This is a genomic window from Georgenia sunbinii (assembly GCF_036421875.1).
Lineage (GTDB): Bacteria > Actinomycetota > Actinomycetes > Actinomycetales > Actinomycetaceae > Georgenia_B > Georgenia_B sunbinii.
The window spans coordinates 228,694-247,167 of the sequence record NZ_JAZGOL010000005.1 but is presented as its reverse complement, the minus strand read 5'-3'; the positions used below and the strand labels follow the sequence as shown (position 1 = coordinate 247,167).

Here is an 18,474-nt window from a genome sequence, read left to right as displayed (position 1 = left end):
GGCGGTTGACCGGGCTCAGGGCCAGGGGGTGACCGGGCTCAGGGCAACGTGGCGAGGTGCTCGAGCAGCAGGTCGGCGATCTCCGCCGGGGCCTCCTCGGGCAGCAGGTGCCCGGCGGCGGGCACCACCGCGGTGCGCAGCGGGCCGTGGACGTGCTCGGCGTCGTCGGCGAAGGCCGCCGCCGGCGCGAGGCGGTCCCGGCCACCGCGGACGCTCAGCACCGGGACGGTGATCGGCCGGGACATCGCCGCGAGGTAGCGGCGACCGTCCGGTCGCGGCGTCGAGCGCACCAGCCAGCGCAGGTGCTCCAGGCTGGTGTGGGCCACCGAGGGCAGGCTCATCGCTGCTCGGTACGCGGCGATCTCCTCCGGCGGGACCGCTCGACCGGGAGCGGAGGCAGCCGTGATCACCCGGGTGACCAGGTCGCGCTCACGCAGGGCCCGCTCGGGGAACCACGGCACCTGGATCCGGGTGATGAACGCGCGGGTCAGTGGCGTGAGGCTGTTGCGGACCCGCAGGAGGGAGACCGGGTGCGGGGCGCCCAGCACCGCGATGGCGCGCGTGACGTCCGGCTCGAGGACCGGCATCGACCACGCGAGCAGGCCACCGAAGTCATGACCGACGACGACGGCCGTGCCGCTGCCCAGCGACCGGATGACCCCGCCGACGTCGGCGGTGAGGGTGGGGGTGGAGTGCCCGACGGGAGGCTTGTCGGAGCCGCCGAAGCCACGGATATCCATCGCGGCTACCCGGTAGCCGGCGGCGGCGAGCACCGGGACCTGATGGCGCCAGGCCCACCAGAACTGCGGGAAGCCGTGGAGCAGCACGACGAGCGGGCCGTCGTCCGGCCCCGCGAGCACGACGTGGAACCGGGAGCCGTTCGACGGGACGAACCGGTGCTCCCAGGGACCTTCCTGCCAGATCACGCTTTGGTCGCCTGCCACGTTGCCAGACCCTACCGGGCGTCGCCCGCACGCCGGCACAGGGCGTGCGGGCGACGCCGCTACGTGTTCATCCCGCTGGTGATCTGCGTCATCACCGAGGAGTCGGCGAGGGTGGTGACGTCGCCGACCTCCCGCTTCTCGGCGACGTCGCGCAGCAGCCGCCGCATGATCTTGCCCGAGCGGGTCTTCGGCAGCTCGGAGACCACGAGGATCGACCGCGGCTTGGCGATCGGCCCGATCTCCGCGGCGACGTGGTTGCGCAGTGCCTGGATGTGCTCGGCCGCCCCCTCGCCGTTGTCGGCGGCGGCTGCGGCGTCGCCGCGCAAGATGACGAAGGCGACGATCGCCTGGCCGGTGGTCGCGTCGGTCGCACCGACGACTGCCGCCTCGGCCACGGTGGGGTGCGAGACGAGTGCCGACTCGATCTCCGTGGTCGAGAGCCGGTGGCCCGAGACGTTCATGACGTCGTCGACGCGGCCGAGGACCCAGAGATCGCCGTCGTCGTCCTTCTTGGCCCCGTCGCCGGCGAAGTAGACCCCGGGGAAGCGAGCCCAGTAGGTGTCCTGGTACCGCTGCTCGTCGCCCCAGATGCCGCGGAGCATCGCCGGCCACGGCTTGGTGAGGACGAGGTAGCCGCCCGCGCCGTCAGGGACGGGCTCGCCGGCCTCGTCGTACACGTCGGCGCTGATGCCCGGCAGCGCGGCCTGCGCAGAGCCGGGCTTGGCGGCAGTGATCCCGGGCAGCGGCGAGATCATGATCGCGCCGGTCTCCGTCTGCCACCAGGTGTCGACCACCGGGGTCCGGTCGCTGCCGATGACGCGGCGGTACCAGATCCACGCCTCGGGGTTGATCGGCTCGCCCACGGAGCCGAGGACGCGCAGCGAGGACAGGTCGAAGCCGTTCGGGTGTTCCTCGCCCCACTTCATGCAGCTGCGGATGGCGGTGGGGGCGGTGTAGAAGATGGTGACGCCGTACTTCTCGACGATCTCCCACCAGCGGCCCCGGTGCGGGGTGTCCGGCGTGCCCTCGTACATCACCTGGGTGGCGCCGTTGATGAGCGGGCCGTAGGTGACGTAGGAGTGGCCGGTGACCCAGCCGATGTCGGCGGTGCACCAGTAGACGTCGGTCTCCGGCTTGAGGTCGAAGACGTAGCGGTGGGTGTACGCGCTCTGCGTGAGGTAGCCGCCGGTGGTGTGGAGGATGCCCTTGGGCTTCCCGGTGGTGCCGGACGTGTAGAGGATGAACAGCGGGTGCTCGGCGTCGACGGCGACCGGCTCGTGATCGGTGCCCTGCCGTGCGACGACGTCGTCCCACCACAGGTCGCGGCCCTCGGTCCACGCGACGTCCTGACCGGTGCGGCGGACGACGATCACGTTGGTCACGGTCGTCTCGCTCTTGGCCAGAGCGGCGTCCACCGCCGGCTTGAGGGCGCTGGGCTTGCCGCGGCGGTACCCGCCGTCGGCGGTGATGACCACCTTCGCCTCGGCGTCGAGGATGCGCGAGTGCAGCGCCTCGGCGGAGAACCCGCCGAAGACCACCGAGTGGGGTGCGCCGACCCGGGCGCAGGCGAGCATCGCGATGACCGCCTCCGGGATCATCGGCAGGTAGATCGCCACCCGGTCCCCGGTGTGCACGCCCAGCTCGGCGAGCGCACCGGCGGCGCGGGCGACCTCGTCACGCAGCTCGGCATAGGTGATGGTGCGGGTGTCGCCGGGCTCGCCCTCGAAGTGGATGGCGACCCGGTCGCCGTGGCCGGCCTCGACGTGCCGGTCGACGGCGTTGTAGGCGGCGTTGAGGCGGCCGTCGCCGAACCAGCTGGCGCGCGGCGCGCCAGACCAGTCGAGCACCTCGGTGAAGTCCGTGGACCAGGTCAGCAGGTCCCGCGCCTGCTCCGCCCAGAAGGCTTCCGGGTCCGCGGCTGCCCTCTCGTAGACCTCGGCGGAGGCGTTGGCGTGGGCGGCGAACTCCGGGCTCGGCGGGAACCGGCGATCCTCGGCGAGGAGGTTCTCGAGGCCTCCCGCCCCGGTGTCCTCGACGCTCGGTGAGGCGGCGTTCTCATCAACCATGATGTCCTCCGGACGACGTTGTGCGTGGCAGGCGCTCGCGCGGCGCTGTGGTGCGCGTCACGTGCGGCATGGGTTCGAATGTACCCCTCTGCGCCCACATCCATCACGTCCAGGGGCGGCCGAGGGGCCCTGCCGGGAGCGTCAGTCGCGGACGGCGCGCGCCCGTGCCAGCGCCTCGCGGCGGCCCTGACGACGTGCCCCGTGGGAGACGACGCCGAGGAGCACGAGCGCGACGCCGTAGACGACGAACCGGCCGCTGGAGCCGGTGGCGACGAGGTGGTGCGCGACGTTGCCGCCAAGGTCGTTGAAGTCGCGCAGCCACTCCAGCGCCGGGGCGAGGAACTCCTGCGTCCACTGCGGGACGGCGACGAACGGCACACCGAGGACGATGACGAGCGAGCCGACGACGATCGAGCCGACCGAGCTCCACCGAGCAGCCAGCAGCGCGACGGCGAGCACGACGAGACCGCCACCGAGCTCGAGCAGCGCCGCCACGTTGAGGTTGCCCGTCTGCCACGGGCTGCCGGCGGGCAGCGTGAGGCGAGCGCCGGCGTCGGCGGTCAGGTACCAGGCGACGGGCAGCAGCACGATCGCGACGAGCACGCCCAGCCAGTGCGCACCGGCCCGGGACCGCAGCGTCGGCTCGATCGTGGCGCCCTCGAGGACGACGGCGGTGTCCGGCTCGTCGTCCGTGGCGCGGGATACGTCGAGCCGCTCGGTGACGGGCGGTTCCGAGGTCCAGCCGGGCAGCGCCGCCGTCGGGGCCGGGTCGGTCAGCGGTTCCGGGGGCAGGTCGTGGACCGGTCCGTGAGCCGGCTCGCGGTCACCGGTGAGGTAGCCGGCGCTGGCGTGCTCGGCGAGCCCGGAGCGCGGGACCGGGCGCTCGATCCGGTGCTGGCGTGCCGCGGTGTCGGCCGACGTGGTCGTCGGACCGTCGGTGGCTGTGAGGTCCTGAGGCGCCGTGGCCGAGGTGGTGGCAGGCGTCTCGGTCGCGACAGGCGGTGCGGCCGGTGCGGCCGGCGCGGTCACCGGCTCGGTGACCGGCTCGGTGACCGGCCGGGTGCCGTCGACGGTGGCAGGCCCAGTGGCCGGCTCGACGTCGCCGGGCTCGTCGCCGCCGGGCTCGTCGTAGGGGGAGGTGATGGTGCCGGTGTCCTCCAGCGCGGACCTCGTCGGCGACGGCTCGGGGGTCGATGGCGCCTGCTGCCCCGACTCGTCCGGCTCGGCGGGCTGCTGCGGGTCGTGGGACGAAGGGGTGGACACGGGTTCCTCCTCGATTGGATCACGCCCAACGTATCGAGCGAGGCGATCGGCGGCGCTGCGGCGCGCCGCACGGCGCCGAGGCGGCTCTGGCGGCTCTGGCGGTTGTGGCGGTTGAAGCGGCCGGGGTGGCCGGGACCGCTGAGGCGACCGAGGCGGCCGTGGCGGCGAGGCCGCGCACGGCCGCGGCGGCTACTTCCGTCGGGTCAGCGGCGCCAGTGGCGAAGCAGGCGCCAGCCGACGAGCCCGCCGACGACGAGGCCGGCGACGGCCAGTGCCGCCGAGCTCCGGTGCAGCGGTGGCCCGACGGTCACCGGCCGCGCGAAGTCGCGGATCGCCCAGCCCTGCTCCGCCGCGTGGCGGCGCAGCGTGCGGTCGGGGTTGACCGCCACCGGGTGGCCGACCGCCTCGAGCATCGGGATGTCGGTCGCGGAGTCGCTGTAGGCGTGGCTGGACGCGAGGTCGTAGCCCTCCGTCCGGGCCAGCTCCTCGATCCCGGTCCGTTTCGTGGGGCCGTAGGCGTAGTAGTCCAGGGTCCCGGTGTAGCGGCCGTCGACGACCGAGCCGCGGCTGGCGATGACGTGGTCGACGCCGAGCAGCTCGGCGATGGGACGCACGAGAGTCTCGCTCGAGGCGGAGACCATCACCACGTCCTCGCCGGCGGCGTGATGCTCGGCGATGAGGTCGATCGCCTCTTGGTAGACGACCGGGCGGATGCGGTCCTCGAGGGCTGCGGCGATGATCTCCTCGGTCCTCGCGACGTCCCAGCCGCGCACCACCTGGCCCAGCCGGTCCTTCATCCGCTCCATCTGGTCGTGGGAGGCGCCCACGGTCAGGTAGCCGAGCTGGGCCATGATGCTGCGGGCAGCGCCGCCCGGCGTCAGCAGCCCGCTGCGGAAGAAGGGCTGGGAGAACGCCAGGGTCGAGGACCCGGCGATGACGGTCTTGTCGAGGTCGAAGAATGCGGCCGGACGGTTCGTGGGTGACAACGAGGGACCTCCTGGGGCCCAGCCTAACCAGCGTCGACGCCTGCTCCCCAGAGTGCGACGTGGTGGTGCCCGTCCACAGCCGCCTGCCGGTGCCCGGCAGGCCGGCCGGCTGGGTAGCACGCTGGTGACTCGAGGGGAGGTTGCCATGACGGACCCGGGACGGCACGACCCGCATCACGGGGCGGTGCTGCGGTCCGCGGACCCGGGGCTGATCGACCAGGTCCGGCGGCTGTGCGCGCTCGGTGGGCTCGAGCTCACCGTGGTGCCACCGGGGAGTGGCGCCCCGGTCGGGTCGATCCACCTCGATGACGTCACCGTCCCCGTCGAGCCGCGCTGGAGCGAGGTCGTCACCACTGGCCGTGTCGTCGAGCTGGCGGCCGCCGGGCACGGTGGCGCCGACGCGTTGCACCTGCCGGCCGACGCGGAGTCGCTGCTCGACCTGTTGAGCCAGGCCGCAGCACCGGTGCGCGCCGCCGTCATCGGCGTCATCGGGGCGAGCGGCGGCCTGGGGGTCTCCGCGCTGGCCGCGGTCCTCGCCCGGCTGGTGGTGGGCACCGGCAGCGCCACGGCGCTCGTCGACCTCGACCCCGCCGGCGGTGGGCTGGACGTGCTGCTCGGTGTCGAGCACGACGCCGGGCCGCGGTGGGCCGACGTCCTCACCCAGCACGGCGGATTCCCGCCCGACCGGCTCACTTCGTCACTCCCGGTGTGGCACTCGGTACGGGTGCTGTCGGGCGACGTGCGCGGGGGCGTCGACGGCGCGACTCCCGTCGCGCTCGCGGCAGTGACCGCGCTCGCCCGCGCTCGTGACGTCGTCGTCCTCGACCTGCCCCGTCTGCTGCTGGCACCGGGCGTGGACCCGGGGTGGCTGCGGCTGTGCGGCGACGTCGTCCTCCTCGCCGGTTGCGACGTCCGGTCGGCCGCTGCGGCCACCACCGCAGCCGCGACGCTCGCGGCCACCGGCACCCCGGCCGGGCTCGTCGTGCGGGGGCCCGCGCCCGGCTCGCTGCAGCCGGCGGACATCGCCGAGGCGTGCGAGCTGCCGCTCATCACCGTGATGCGGGCGGAACGGGCGTTCGCCGCGGGTGTCGAACGTGGGATGTCGCCGGGGGACCAGCCGCGGGGACCGCTACGGGCGGCTGGTCGCAGTGTGCTGCGGCACGTGGGGCTGCTGTCGTGACCGAGCCGGCATTGGACGAGGTGCGCGTGGCGATCTCGCGTCGCGCCACGACCGCCGACGGCGCGGGGATCAGTGCCGTCGTCACCGATGCCGTCGCGCCTGGGCCGCTGGGCTGGCGGACCATCCTTGACCTCGACCGTCGGGCCCGTTCGGAGCTGCTCGGGGCCGGACCGCTCCAGGCGCTGCTCGACGAGCCCGCTGTCACCGACGTCCTGGTCAACGGCCCGGCGGGGGTGTGGGTGGACCGCGGCGGCGGGCTGCGGCACGAGCGGGCGACGGTCGGCGGTGAGCCCGAGGTGCGTGCGCTCGCGACCCGGCTGGCCGCGGTCTGCGGCCGGCGGCTCGATGACGCGAGCCCGGTCGTCGACGGCGCGCTGCCTGACGGCACGCGGCTCCACGCGGTGCTGCCCCCGGTCTCGGCCTCGGGCACGCTCATCAGCCTGCGTACCCAGCGACGCCGGGCGATGACCCGTGACGAGCTCGTCGCCGGCGGGATGCTCACTCCCGCGGTGGCCGAGGTGCTTGCGGCGCTTGTCGTGCGGCGTGCGAACGTCCTGGTCAGCGGTGCGGCGGGCACTGGCAAGACCACCCTGCTGGCCGCGATGCTCTCCACGGTCCCGCACGGCGAACGGATCGTGTGCATCGAGGAGGCGGTCGAGCTGCGCCCGGAGCACCCGCACGTGGTCCACCTGCAGGTACGGCGGGCCAACGTCGAGGGCGCGGGCCAGGTGGAGATGGCCGAGCTCGTCCGCGCCGCGATGCGGATGCGCCCGGACCGGCTGGTGCTGGGCGAGTGCCGCGGCGCCGAGGTGCGCGAAGTGCTCGGCGCCCTCAACACCGGGCACGACGGCGGGTGGGCCACCGTCCACGCCAACACCTCGGCGGACGTTCCGGCGCGGCTCGTGGCGCTGGGCTCGTTGGCGGGCCTGGACGAGCACGGTGTCGCCGTCCAGGCGGCCAGCGCCCTCGACGCCGTCGTTCATCTGGTGCGTGACGACGACGGTCGACGCAGGCTCGCGGAGGTGGCGGTCCTCGGCCGCGAGGGCGGCGAGCTGCACTGCGAGCCCGCACTCACCGTGCGGCGAGACGGCACCGTGACGCAGGGGCCGGCGTGGCCCGGGCTGGCGGTCCGCCTCGACTCACTGGCCGAGCTGGTCGGGCCTGGCGTGCCGGATGACCAGCACATGCTCGCCGCGCGCCGCCGGACCCGGCGGTACGGACGAGAGCCGTGATGAGCGGCACCTGGCTGGCGTTGCTCGTGCTGGTCGCGCTGGCGGTGATGGCGCGGCAACCGACGAGGCGCACACCGCGGCCTGGCACGCCTGCCGGTCTGCGAGCGTGGCTGCGGCGAAGCTGGGCAGACCGCGGACGGGTCGGCCGACGAGGCTGGGTGCGACGTGCCGCGGAGCCCGATCTCGGCCTGGTGCTCACCGAGGTCGCCAGCCGGCTGCGTGCCGGGGCGCCCACCGACGTCGCCTGGGAGGCGGCACTGCGCCGAGCGGAGCTCTCGGGTGAGCTGAGCGGTCGCCCGCAGGAGCGGGATGCTGCGAGATCGGCGCGGCCTGGACCGGGTGCCGCGGTGCCTGCTGCCCCGGTGCTTGCTGGACTGGCGGCCGGTGCCTCAACTTCTGGTGTGGCAGATCCGGGCGTGCCGGGACCGGTCGCGGCGCTGGCCAGGCAACCGGTGCGGGACCCGGCGGTCGGCGCCTCGTGGCAGACGGTGGTGGCGGCCTGCCGGCTCACCCACGAGGTCGGTGCACCGATGGCGCAGGTGCTCGACCGGTGCGCGCAGAGCATCACCGAGGCGCGTGAGGCCCATGACGCCAGGAGGGTCGCGATGGCCGCCCCGGCGGCGACCGCCCGCATCCTCGCGGTGCTGCCGGTGATCGGGCTGCTGCTCGGCGTCGCGCTGGGAGCGGACCCGGTCGCCGTGGCGCTCGACGGCGGTTGGGGCACCATGAGCGCTGCGACCGGGCTGGTCCTCGTTGCCGTCGGGCGATGGTGGACGACCTCGTTGGTGGCGGCCGCCCGTGACCCGGCTGGCTCAGCCGGGCGGTCACGGTCGTGGTGGGGCCGGAGCGCGCGCAGGATCCGCGCCGGACCGGGCGGCCGGTGATGGTCATGCTGCTCGTCCTCGGCGTGCTCGCGGTGCTGCCCTGGTGGCTGGGCCGGATGCCGGTGGCCCAGGCGCCCGCGGACCGCGCGTCGACCGACCGGCAAGGGCCCGACGGGAGGAGACGGTGGCCGAGCCGCCGAGGGGCCCGGGTGATGACCACGGCACCAGATCCGGCAGTGGTGCTGGACCTGGTGGATGTCGCGCTCGCGGCTGGCGCCTCGATCCCCGACGCGCTCCACGGCCTCGGAGTTGCGCTCGCTCCCGGCCGGGTCGCGCGTGATCTCACCACAGCCAGTGCGGCTCTGCGGCTGGGCGCGTCGTGGCGGGACGCGTGGTCCGGCGCTGCCGCGGCAGTCGAGCCGCTCGCGGCCGCGCTGGAGCCGGCGTGGCTCGACGGCGCTGATCCAGGGCCGCTCGTCCGACGGGCTGCGGCCGGGGTTCGAGCCCGCCGGCAGCGAGCGGCGCGTGAGGCGGCCGAGCGGCTCGGCGCCACCCTGGTCCTGCCGCTCGGGCTCTGCTTCCTGCCCGCCTTCGTGCTGCTCTCGCTGGTGCCGGTGCTGCTCTCCGGCAGCAGCTCGCTCCTGGGCGGATGACCTCGGTGCGAGTCCCGTTGGTCCAACGGTGACCGTCGTGCGGCAGCCGTCCACAGCGCGGCTGTGCGGCCGAGCGGGCGATCGTCTGACCGCTCGACAGTGGTGGGGAGCCGGCCGGTCCACGGCCGGAGACGAAGGGAGTCGAGATGTCGACGACACGACGGACCCGCTGGCTGCACGCCGTGAGGTTGCGGCTGGGGGTGCTCCGCGAGCACGGGGAGGCCGGCATGGCGACGGCCGAGTACGCGATCGCCACGCTGGCGGCCGCGGGCTTCGCTGGGTTGCTCCTGGTGATCCTGCGGAGCAACGAGGTTCGGCAGTTCCTGCTGGACATCATCCGCCAGGCTCTCCAGGCGGGGTGAGGTGGGCAGGCGTCGTCCGGCGACGAGGTTCCGCCGGTGGTTCTCACGGGCCACCGGCGGGACGCGCCGCCCTCGCCGGGCGGAAGTTGCTGGCGGCCACGCTTCGGAGCGGGGAACCGTGACAGCGGAGATAGCCATCGTGCTGCCGGCGGTCGTCCTCGTGCTCCTGGTGTGCTGCGTCCTTGGTGCCGCAGTCCTCGGGCAGGTTCGCTGCGCCGACGCTGCCCGGGCGGGCGCTCGCGCGGCAGCCATCGGGGAGGACCGGGAGGTGGTACTCGCGACCGCCCGGCAGCTCGCCGGCGCAGACGCCCAGGTCGTGATCGTCGTCGAGGGGGCATGGGTGCGGGTGGAGGTGAGTCGACAGGTCGCCGGCGACCTCGTCGGACTTCGTGGCCTGCGCGCCTCAGCCACCGCGAGTGCCTGGGTGGAGCCGGGTGGTCCGGCTGATCCGGGTGGCTGACCGGGCACCCGGTGCCGAACCGTCGGCTGCCGGACGTGAGCGCGGCTCAGGAACGGTGCTGGGCCTAGCAGTCATCGCTCTCGGTCTCGTGCTGGTGCTGACCGTCGCTGGGCTGGGTCGGGGCCTGCAGGCCCGGGCGGCGGCGCAGTCGGCCGCCGACCTCGGCGCCATCGCCGGTGCTGAGGTGCTGCACCGGCCCGGTGGTAGCCCGGCAGCGGCGTGTGCACGGGTTCGCGAGGTCGTCGTGCGTGGCGGGGCGGTCATGGACAGCTGCCACGTGAGCGACGGCCACGTCGAGGTCCATGCCTCCGTGACGACGTGGTCGCTCACCGCACGAGCAGCTGCGAGAGCTGGCCCCGTGGGCCGGCGCCAGGACCGTCGATCATGTGGAGCAGCCAGCGACAGAACCGTTGCCCGGGGAGGGGAGCGAGCGAGAGCGGCCAGCGAGAGTGCCGTCGGCCAGCGAGCGTCCGCGACAACGGCTGGCCGCGAGGGCGGCCGTGGGCAGAGCTGTCCCCTACGGGCTGTGGCCGGGTTCATCGCCGCTGTGACCGGCGTCATCGCCGTTGCCGCTGCCGCTGCCGTTGCTGCCGCTCCTGCGATCGCTGCCGTGCCTGCGGTCGCCGCTGCTGCCGTGGTGGTCGTTGTGTCGTGGGGCCTGGATCTGCTGGCCGTGGCGGTCGTGGAAGATCCAGGTGCCGTTGGTGCGGGCGATGGTGATCTGGTGGGCGTGGACCCAGTCGTGGTGGTGCCAGCACAGCAGGATCCCGTGCTCGGTGTCGGTGGGACCGTGGTCTCGGCCCCACCACAGCGAGTGGTGGATCTCGCCGAAGCCCGGTGGCTCGTCGCAGCCGGGGTACTGGCAGTGCCGGTCGCGGGCATGGATGGCCCGGGCCTGGTTGGCGGGGAAGATCCGCTGCTCACGGCCCACGTCCAGCACGGTGGACTGCGGCCCGAACACCACCCTTGACAGCGCTGACTCGCAGACCAGCCGGGCCAGCAGCGCCGGCGACAGCGGGGTGCCGTCCTCCAGGGTGGCCGGCTCCATCCCGCGGATCGCGTCGTAGTCGATCGCGGTGGAGATCACGTGATCATCACCCGGCTGCCACTGCTCGACCCGCGTCCGCGCCTGCGGCGACAGCTCGAACAACACCGCGCCCGCCGCACCGTCCAGGTCAGCCGGGTTGTCGGGCCCAGCTGGGTTCTCGGGAGCAGTTGAGCCGTCGGACCCGGCCGAGCTGTTGGGGCCGCGCTGCCCGCCGGCCGGGCTGCCGGCGTCACGCGGCCGGCCGGACGGCGTCTGCGCGTCACGGGGCCCGCCGGGTGCCGACAAGGTGGACTCCGCACTGATCTCGACGCACGACCCCGGCTCACCCGGCCCGGCCGGCTCACCCGACCCGTCGGGTGCATCCGGCGTCGGCGTCGGCGCCGTTGTCGTCGGCATCGGCGTTGGTGGTACCGCGGAACCGGTCGCGGCGGCCATCGCTCGCAGCGTCTCCAGCGACGTGGTCACCGTCACATGCGGCCGCACCCGCGCACCAGCGCCCTGCAGACCACCGTCCAACGACTGCCGCGCCAACGACACCAACGCCGCCGCCCGCCGCTGCGCTGCAGGACGGTCATCGCCCTTGGCCTTACGACCCATGTGCGCAGCCAACGCGGCACGCACCGCCGTACCCGACACATCGTCCAGCCAGCCCTCGACATGGAACCCGTCGGTGGTCGGCGCGACCGTGAACTTCTCCTTGGCGTCATCCTCGCGCCACCGGCGATCCGCCGCCTCCGGATCCACCCGGATCGCCCACGCCTTGACCACCTTGGTGAACGTCCCGGCATCCATCACCTGGGCCTGGTCCACCAAGAACGCCTCACCCATCACCGGATCAACGAGCTGAGCACGCAACCGCTGCGTGGTGACCGCCTCTCGCACCAGCACCGATACGTGCTCGGCACTGATCAGCCCGGCGGCCAACGCCTGGGCGGCCAGCGGCAGGTGATCACGTAACGCCCGCGACTCACGGACCTGCCGTGACGCCGCCCCAGCCGTCGCCCCGGTGCGCTGACGAACCCACGCATTGAACGTCCGCGAACCGTCCAACGTCCACAGCCCATCAGCATCCACCGCGGTCAGCACCCGCGACCGCACCCCCGCCAGCTGACGCTCCACCTGCTCCACCAGGTCCAACGCCTCACTGGCACCCCGCCCGGGCAACCCGTGCCAATCCGCACCAGCCAACGACGACACCGACGCCAACATCACCGACAACTCACCCAACAAGTCCGTCGACACCGCCGCGGAGCCGATATCAGGTGACCCGGCCGCCGAATCGCCCTCGGCTGGGAGAGCCGCTGAAGCGCCCCCAGGTGTCACCGCCGCCGAAGCGCCCTCAGGAGTCACAGCCACCGAGGCGTCATCGATCGACACCGTCTCGGCATCCCGCGGGAGGTCCGCCGCGACCGTGCGAGCCGGCCGGCGACCGGAGGCGGCAACGGTGGCGCCGCGGTCGCCCTCACCGACCAGCCGGTACCGCGTCTTCGCGCCGTGCGCGAGCGAGAACGTCTCCCACGGCAGCCAGGTGTCGTAGCCCTCACCCACCTGGGTGGGCTCGGGTGACGCGAACGCCCTCGGGCGAGAACCGGCGCCGTCGGGCCGGGCGGCGAGCGCGGACGCGAGCCACCGTTCCGCGGCCGAGACCTCGTCGTCGAGAAGTGTCTCCGTCGTCATCGCACTCACCTCCTTGCTGTGGTTCCTACGCTAGGACCGACCTGTGACATTCAGCCGGGAGAGCCGCCATCGCCCTCATCTCCTTGTCGCAGTCCCCACGCTAGGACCGACCTGTGACATCTGGCCGCGGCCCGTCAGCTCGCCGTAGCCACCATCCGCGCCACGGCCCGATCGGCGTCGGCAAAGATCAGGTCGAGCGCGGCTGCTCAGACTCTGGTCGCTCCGGGCAGGCGGAGACGAGGAACCGCAGGACCCGCACGGCGCCGGCCTTGTCGAGCGGCGAGTTGTTGTTCCCGCACTTGGGGGACTGCACGCAGCTGGGGCAGCCGCTCGGGCACGGGCAGTCCGCCACCGTGGCGAGCGTCGCGGTGAGCCACTCGCGGGCGGCGGCGAAACCGCGTTCGGCGAACCCGGCGCCGCCGGGATAGGCGTCGTGGACGAACACCGTGGGCTGCTCGGTGTCCGGGTGCAGGGCGGTCGACAGGCCGCCCAGGTCCCACCGGTCGCAGGTGGCAACGATCGGCAGCAGCCCGATGGCGGCGTGCTCCGCGGCGTGCAGCGCACCTGGCAGCGCGTCGGCGGTCACCCCCACGGCCGCCAGGTCTGCGGCGGTCGCCGACCACCACACCGACGCGGTCGGCAGCATGTGCTCAGGCAGGTCGAGGTCGTAGGCGCCGATGAGGTCCATGTCTGGGATCCGGCGTCGTTCGAAGCCGGTGACCCGCGAGGTCACCTCGACCTGGCCGTAGGACCATCGCACCCCGCGACCGGCCGGGTCCTGCCACTGCGCGTGCGCCTGCTCGGCGACGATCCGCACCGATGCATGGCTGCGGGCGCGCGTCCGGTGCGCCAGCTCGACGTCACGGTGGACGATCGCGACGTCGTCCTCCAGAGCCTCGACGACGAACGACTGGCCCTGGTGGATGTAGACCGCGCCAGGATGGACGGTGGCGTCCGCGCGGGAACCGTCGACGGTGCCCAGCACGGTGCCGGTGCCGCGCTCGACGACCTGCACAGGCTTGCCCTGCCCGCCCCGGAGGTCGGTGAGTGACGCTGGGTGCTCCGGGCGGGAGAAGTTCCAGAACCAGCCCGTGGGCCGGCGCCGCAGCAGCCCACGGCGGACGAGCTCGAGCAGCAACGACTCGTCGGGCAGGCCGAAGAGCGCGAGGTCCCCAGGGCCGAGGGGCAGCTCGGCGGCGGCGGCGCACAGGTGCGGCGCGAGAACGTACGGGTTGGTGGGGTCGAAGGTCGTCGCCTCCACCGACTGGCCGAAGATCGCCTCCGGGTGGTGGACGAGATAGGAGTCGAGAGGGTTGTCGGAGGCGATGAGCACCGCCAGCCCTTCGCGTCCCGCCCGCCCGGAGCGTCCCGCCTGCTGCCACATCGAGACCCGGGTACCGGGCCAGCCGGCGATGACGACGGCGTCCAGACCAGCGACGTCCACCCCGAGCTCGAGCGCATTGGTGGTCGCCAGCGCGAGGAGCTCACCGGTGCGCAGCGCGGTCTCCAGCGCCCGCCGCTCCTCGGGCAGGTAGCCCCCGCGGTAGGCGGCCACCCGGTCGGCCAGCCCGGTGCAGGCGAGGCGCGACCGAACCTGCTCGGCGACCGCCTCGGTGCCGTAGCGCGAGCGCACGAAGGCCAGGGTGCGCGCCCCGTGCCGCACCAGCCGGGCGAGGATCTCGCCGGTCTCGCTGATGACGCTGCGCCGCGGCCCGGCGTCGTCGTCCAGAGCTGCCGACGCTCCTGCCGGCCCCGCCGGATCAGCAGGATCGGTCGGAACGGCGGTGCCCTGAGCCGGCCAGTGCCGACCGGAGTCGGTCAGCGCCGGCTGCCACAGCGCAATCGTGCGGGTGCCGCTCGGTGCGGTGTCGCGCGTGACGGCGTGGACGTCGTCGGAGCCGATCAGCCGCGCCGCGGTCCCCGCCGGGTCGCCGGTGGTGGCCGACGCGAGGACGACGGTCGGTTCCGCACCGTAGTGCCGAGCCAGCCGCAGCAGCCGCCGCACGACGAGCGCGACGTGCGCCCCGAGGACGCCGCGGTAGGCGTGGCACTCGTCGATGACGATGAAACGCAGCCCGCGCAGCAGCCGTTGCCAGCGTCGGTGCCCCGGCAGCAGGGAGAAGTGGAGGAAGTCCGGGTTGCTCAGCACGATGTCCGCGTGGTCGCGCACCCAGTCCCGCTCGGACAGCGCGGTGTCCCCGTCGCAGGTGCTCGCCCGCACCCCGGTGAGCCGCGCAGCCGCGAGCAGCCGGTCGAGCGCGGCGAGCTGGTCCGCGGCGAGCGCCTTGGTGGGGGCGAGGTAGAGCGTCGTCGGTCGGCGGCTGTAGGTGGAGATCCGGCCGGCGCCCGGCCTGGCCGCATCGGCCGCGGCCTCGCGCACCGCGCTGACGGCCGGCAGCCAGGCGGCCAACGACTTGCCCGACCCGGTCGACGTCGCGATGACGGTGTGCTGCCCTCGCCACACGGCGTCCGCCGCCTCGACCTGGTGCGCCCACGGGCTGGCCACGCCGAGCCGCTGGTAGCCGGCCACCAGGTCCTCGTCGGCCCACGGCGGCCATGGCACCGTGCTGCCGGCACGGCCGGGGATCTCCTCCACGTGCAGCAGCTGGCCCTCGCCACCGTCCACCTGCCGCAGCAGCGCGAGGAGTTCGGTGACGGCCATGGATCTCATCATCGTCCATGGTCTGGGAACCGGCTTTCGGGAAGATGCTCGGTACCCAGGTACAGGGGCCTTCGACATGCGTAGACTCCGCCACACCAATGCAGCGGCCCTGCGGGTCGCGTCGATCACTCTGTGCGTGGACGAGGCTGTCCCCGCACGTGCGCTGCCGAGGAGGGCGGATGGACGAGCTGAGTGCTACAAGCCTCACCATCGTTGGGATCATCACGGGGATCGGGGCCGTCGCGCTGATCATCGCCGTGATGCTACGACGCCAGGTCTTGGCGGCGGACCCCGGCTCAACGGGGATGGGGGACATCGCCAGGGCGATCCAGGAGGGGGCCGCCGCCTATCTCAACCGGCAGCTGCGGACCCTCGTGCTGTTCGTCGTCGTCGTGTTCGGGCTGCTGTTCCTGCTACCGGGGGACGGCGGGGTCAAGGCCGGCCGGGCGATCGCTTTCGTCTTCGGTGCCGGCTTCTCCGCCGCGATCGGGTATCTCGGCATGTGGTTGGCGGTGCGGGCCAACGTCCGCGTCGCCGCAGCCGCGCAGCACCCCGACGGCAACAGCGTGGGGGCGCGCATCGCGTTCCGCACCGGCGGGGCCGTGGGCATGTCGGTCGTGGGCCTGGGCCTCCTCGGTGCCGGCGGGGTGGTCCTGGTGTTCCAGGGCGACGCACCCGCCGTCCTCGAGGGCTTCGGCTTCGGTGCCGCGCTGCTGGCGATGTTCATGCGGGTCGGCGGCGGCATCTTCACCAAGGCCGCCGACGTCGGGGCGGACCTTGTCGGCAAGGTCGAGCAGGGCATCCCCGAGGATGACGCGCGCAACGCGGCGACCATCGCCGACAACGTCGGTGACAACGTCGGCGACTGCGCTGGCATGGCGGCCGACCTCTTCGAGTCCTATGCGGTGACCCTCGTCGCCTCGCTGCTGCTCGGCAAGGCGGTGTTCGGTGAGCAGGGCATCATCTTCCCGCTCATCGTGGCTGGTATCGGCGCCATCGTCGCCGTCCTCGGCGTGCTCATCACCAAGGTCCGCGGCAACGAGAGCGCTCTCCGGGCCGTCTACCGCGGCTTCTACACCGCCGCCGTCGCCGGCGTGGTCCTCGCGGGGATCGCCGCCTACCTCTACCTGCCGAGCACCTTCGGGGCGATCACCGGCATCAGCGAGGATCTTGCCACCAAGAGCGGCGACCCGCGGCTCATCGTCGCCGCCGCGGTGGCGATCGGCGTCGTGCTCGCCGGGATCATCCTGTGGCTCACCGGCTACTTCACCGGCACCACGTCCAAGCCCACCATCCACGTCGCACGGACCTCACGGACCGGTGCGGCGACCGTCGTGCTCGCCGGGATCGGCGTCGGCTTCGAGTCGGCCGTCTACACCGCCGGCGTCATCGCGGCCGCGATCTGCGGGGTCTTCCTCATCGCCGGCGGCTCGGTGTGGCTCTCGCTGTTCCTCGTCGCGCTCGCCGGCTGCGGGCTGCTCACCACGGTCGGCGTCATCGTCGCGATGGACACCTTCGGTCCGGTCTCCGACAACGCGCAGGGCATCGCCGAGATGTCCGGCGAGGTCGACGACGCCGGTGCGCAGGTCCTCACCGACCTCGACGCCGCCGGCAACACCACCAAGGCCATCACCAAGGGCATCGCGATCGCCACCGCGGTGCTCGCTGCCACCGCGCTGTTCGGTGCCTACGCCGACGCCGTGAGCCAGTCGCTGGAGACCATCACCACCGCGGGCACCGAGCTGGCCAGCGGCGTCGTCACGTCGATGCTCAGCTACGAGATCATCTCGCCGGTGACGCTCGTGGGCCTCATCCTCGGGGCGTCGACGGTGTTCCTGTTCTCCGGGCTGGCCATCGACGCCGTCACACGTGCCGCCAGTGCCATCGTCTTCGAGGTCCGCCGCCAGTTCCGCGACAACCCGGGGATCATGACCGGAGAGGTGCGGCCCGAGTACGGGCGCGTGGTGGACATCTGCACCCGGGACTCGCTGCGGGAGCTCGCGCCGCTCGGGCTGCTCGCGGCCTTCGCGCCGATCGCGGTCGGGTTCGGCCTGGGCGTCGGCCCGCTCGCCGGCTTCCTCGGCGGTGCGATCGGCTGCGGGGTGCTCATGGCGGTGTTCCTCGCCAACTCCGGAGGGGCCTGGGACAACGCGAAGAAGCTCGTCGAGGACGGTCACCACGGCGGCAAGGGCTCCCCTGCTCACGAGGCCGTCGTCATCGGCGACACCATCGGTGACCCGTTCAAGGACACCGCCGGACCGGCGATCAACCCGCTCATCAAGGTGATGAACCTCGTCGCCGTGCTCATCGCCCCGGCGGTGGTGCAGATGAGCGTGCCCGCGGACGCGAACCACGTGCTCCGCATCGGGATCGCCTCGCTGGCGGCGGCGATCGCCTTCGGCGCGGTCATCGCCTCCCGGCTGCGCGCGGCGAGGGTCGGCGCGGACGTGGAGGCGCAGCTCGACACCGACACCGACGCCGACACCGACACCGGCCAGCCGGCTCGCGTCGCCCGCTCGTAGCGACGACGACGAAGGGGTCCGTCCGCCAGGTGCGGACGGACCCCTTCGCTCGTTCAGCGGTCGTGGCTCGTGCCGCTCAGCCGGTCGGGGCCGGCTGCTGCGGCCGGTCGCACCGCGTCAGGTCGGGCTCGCTGCCCGCGTGGTAGGCGTACTCGGCGCCCTCGGCACCGAGCACCAACCGGGTGCCGGGCACCAGTGCCTGCGTGTAGCTCATGCCCGGCTGCGGGCAGCCGAGGGAACCGTCCGGCCAGGTGACCGACTCCAGGCTGACCACCGAGACATCGTCCGGGGCGATGCCCAGGTGCTCGGCGAGGTCCGCGACCGCCGCCACCACCTCCGGGGAGTCGGCCGACGGCCCGCCCCCGGGAGCCGTCGGCGCCTCCGTCCCGCCCGGTGGCGACGTCGCGGTGCCGCCGGGCGACGGCGTGGCGGTGCCGCCAGGCGACGGCGCCTGCGTGGTGGGTGGCGCCGTCGTCCCGGGGTCGGTCGGTTCCTCGGCGCCGTCACCGCAGCCGGCGAGCAGCGTCACCGCCACTGCCGTCGCTGCGAGCACCGCGCGGCAGGTCGTCAGCCGCCCCATCTCACCACCTCTCCA

General features: G+C 73.4%; 14 protein-coding genes and 1 pseudogene. 8 read left to right on the top strand and 7 right to left on the bottom strand.

The window, feature by feature from the left end:
* Positions 1 to 38: 38 nt before the first annotated feature.
* From V2J52_RS13900 to V2J52_RS13885, 4 genes are all read right to left on the bottom strand, one after another.
* Positions 39 to 944 carry an alpha/beta fold hydrolase gene (locus V2J52_RS13900; RefSeq protein WP_331228318.1) on the bottom strand — a complete coding sequence of 302 codons (906 nt, stop codon included), beginning with the start codon at positions 942 to 944 and terminating at the stop codon, positions 39 to 41.
* A 59-nt stretch (positions 945 to 1,003) separates the two neighbouring features.
* Positions 1,004 to 3,010: an acetate--CoA ligase gene (gene acs / locus V2J52_RS13895; RefSeq protein ID WP_331228317.1), complete on the bottom strand. Its 2,007-nt coding sequence runs from the start codon at positions 3,008 to 3,010 to the stop codon at positions 1,004 to 1,006.
* A gap of 141 nt (positions 3,011 to 3,151) precedes the next feature.
* A complete protein-coding gene (locus V2J52_RS13890) occupies positions 3,152 to 4,273 on the bottom strand; it encodes a hypothetical protein (protein WP_331228316.1) in 1,122 nt (373 codons plus the stop codon).
* Positions 4,274 to 4,476: 203 nt separating this feature from the next.
* The gene (locus V2J52_RS13885) at positions 4,477 to 5,259 is read right to left on the bottom strand and encodes an HAD family hydrolase (RefSeq protein ID WP_331228315.1); all 783 of its coding nucleotides are present in this window, start codon (positions 5,257 to 5,259) and stop codon (positions 4,477 to 4,479) included.
* A gap of 145 nt (positions 5,260 to 5,404) precedes the next feature.
* Here V2J52_RS13885 and ssd point away from each other — a divergent pair, with 145 nt between their 5' ends.
* The 7 genes and pseudogenes from ssd to V2J52_RS13850 form a co-directional block, all read left to right on the top strand.
* Positions 5,405 to 6,439, top strand: a complete 1,035-nt coding sequence (gene ssd, locus V2J52_RS13880) for a septum site-determining protein Ssd (protein ID WP_331228314.1) — start codon at positions 5,405 to 5,407, stop codon at positions 6,437 to 6,439.
* A gap of 26 nt (positions 6,440 to 6,465) precedes the next feature.
* Positions 6,466 to 7,671 (top strand): TadA family conjugal transfer-associated ATPase, encoded by a 1,206-nt coding sequence (locus tag V2J52_RS13875; protein ID WP_491062188.1) that lies wholly within the window; start codon positions 6,466 to 6,468, stop codon positions 7,669 to 7,671.
* Complete coding sequence (locus V2J52_RS13870; protein WP_331228312.1) at positions 7,671 to 8,555, top strand: type II secretion system F family protein; 885 nt, start codon at positions 7,671 to 7,673, stop codon at positions 8,553 to 8,555. Before V2J52_RS13875 ends, V2J52_RS13870 begins: the two co-directional genes overlap by 1 nt.
* Positions 8,556 to 8,560: 5 nt before the next feature.
* A complete protein-coding gene (locus V2J52_RS13865; protein WP_331228311.1) occupies positions 8,561 to 9,148 on the top strand; it encodes a type II secretion system F family protein in 588 nt (195 codons plus the stop codon).
* 146 nt (positions 9,149 to 9,294) lie between these two features.
* Entirely contained in the window at positions 9,295 to 9,510 is a 216-nt protein-coding gene (locus V2J52_RS13860) for a DUF4244 domain-containing protein (protein ID WP_434056431.1), read from the top strand.
* Positions 9,511 to 9,628: 118 nt separating this feature from the next.
* Positions 9,629 to 9,970: a TadE family type IV pilus minor pilin gene (locus V2J52_RS13855; protein ID WP_331228310.1), complete on the top strand. Its 342-nt coding sequence runs from the start codon at positions 9,629 to 9,631 to the stop codon at positions 9,968 to 9,970.
* Positions 9,900 to 10,268: pseudogene (locus tag V2J52_RS13850) on the top strand (Rv3654c family TadE-like protein); the annotation flags it as partial. The gene V2J52_RS13855 and the pseudogene V2J52_RS13850, both read left to right, overlap by 71 nt.
* A 219-nt stretch (positions 10,269 to 10,487) precedes the next feature.
* Here the strand turns inward: V2J52_RS13850 and V2J52_RS13845 are convergent.
* Together V2J52_RS13845 and V2J52_RS13840 are read right to left on the bottom strand one after the other, a co-directional pair.
* The gene (locus tag V2J52_RS13845) at positions 10,488 to 12,695 is read right to left on the bottom strand and encodes an HNH endonuclease signature motif containing protein (RefSeq protein ID WP_331228309.1); all 2,208 of its coding nucleotides are present in this window, start codon (positions 12,693 to 12,695) and stop codon (positions 10,488 to 10,490) included.
* A 187-nt stretch (positions 12,696 to 12,882) separates the two neighbouring features.
* Positions 12,883 to 15,435: a DEAD/DEAH box helicase gene (locus V2J52_RS13840; RefSeq protein WP_491062187.1), complete on the bottom strand. Its 2,553-nt coding sequence runs from the start codon at positions 15,433 to 15,435 to the stop codon at positions 12,883 to 12,885.
* Positions 15,436 to 15,536: 101 nt separating this feature from the next.
* On the opposite strand from V2J52_RS13840, the gene V2J52_RS13835 reads away from it, so the two are divergent.
* The gene (locus V2J52_RS13835) at positions 15,537 to 17,879 is read left to right on the top strand and encodes a sodium-translocating pyrophosphatase (protein WP_331228307.1); all 2,343 of its coding nucleotides are present in this window, start codon (positions 15,537 to 15,539) and stop codon (positions 17,877 to 17,879) included.
* A 76-nt stretch (positions 17,880 to 17,955) separates the two neighbouring features.
* On the opposite strand, the gene V2J52_RS13830 is transcribed toward V2J52_RS13835, so the two are convergent.
* Complete coding sequence (locus V2J52_RS13830; protein WP_331228306.1) at positions 17,956 to 18,459, bottom strand: DUF8738 domain-containing protein; 504 nt, start codon at positions 18,457 to 18,459, stop codon at positions 17,956 to 17,958.
* Positions 18,460 to 18,474 lie beyond the last annotated feature (15 nt).

Excerpts from the sequence above, each read along its gene's own strand:
- acs (WP_331228317.1), bottom strand. The coding sequence starts at position 3,010 with ATGGTTGATGAGAACGCCGCCTCACCGAGCGTCGAGGACACCGGGGCG.
- ssd (WP_331228314.1), top strand. The coding sequence starts at position 5,405 with ATGACGGACCCGGGACGGCACGACCCGCATCACGGGGCGGTGCTGCGG.
- V2J52_RS13870 (WP_331228312.1), top strand. The coding sequence starts at position 7,671 with ATGAGCGGCACCTGGCTGGCGTTGCTCGTGCTGGTCGCGCTGGCGGTG.
- V2J52_RS13865 (WP_331228311.1), top strand. The coding sequence starts at position 8,561 with ATGCTGCTCGTCCTCGGCGTGCTCGCGGTGCTGCCCTGGTGGCTGGGC.
- V2J52_RS13860 (WP_434056431.1), top strand. The coding sequence starts at position 9,295 with ATGTCGACGACACGACGGACCCGCTGGCTGCACGCCGTGAGGTTGCGG.
- V2J52_RS13845 (WP_331228309.1), bottom strand. The coding sequence starts at position 12,695 with ATGACGACGGAGACACTTCTCGACGACGAGGTCTCGGCCGCGGAACGG.
- V2J52_RS13840 (WP_491062187.1), bottom strand. The coding sequence starts at position 15,435 with ATGTCGAAGGCCCCTGTACCTGGGTACCGAGCATCTTCCCGAAAGCCG.
- V2J52_RS13835 (WP_331228307.1), top strand. The coding sequence starts at position 15,537 with ATGGACGAGCTGAGTGCTACAAGCCTCACCATCGTTGGGATCATCACG.
- V2J52_RS13830 (WP_331228306.1), bottom strand. The coding sequence starts at position 18,459 with ATGGGGCGGCTGACGACCTGCCGCGCGGTGCTCGCAGCGACGGCAGTG.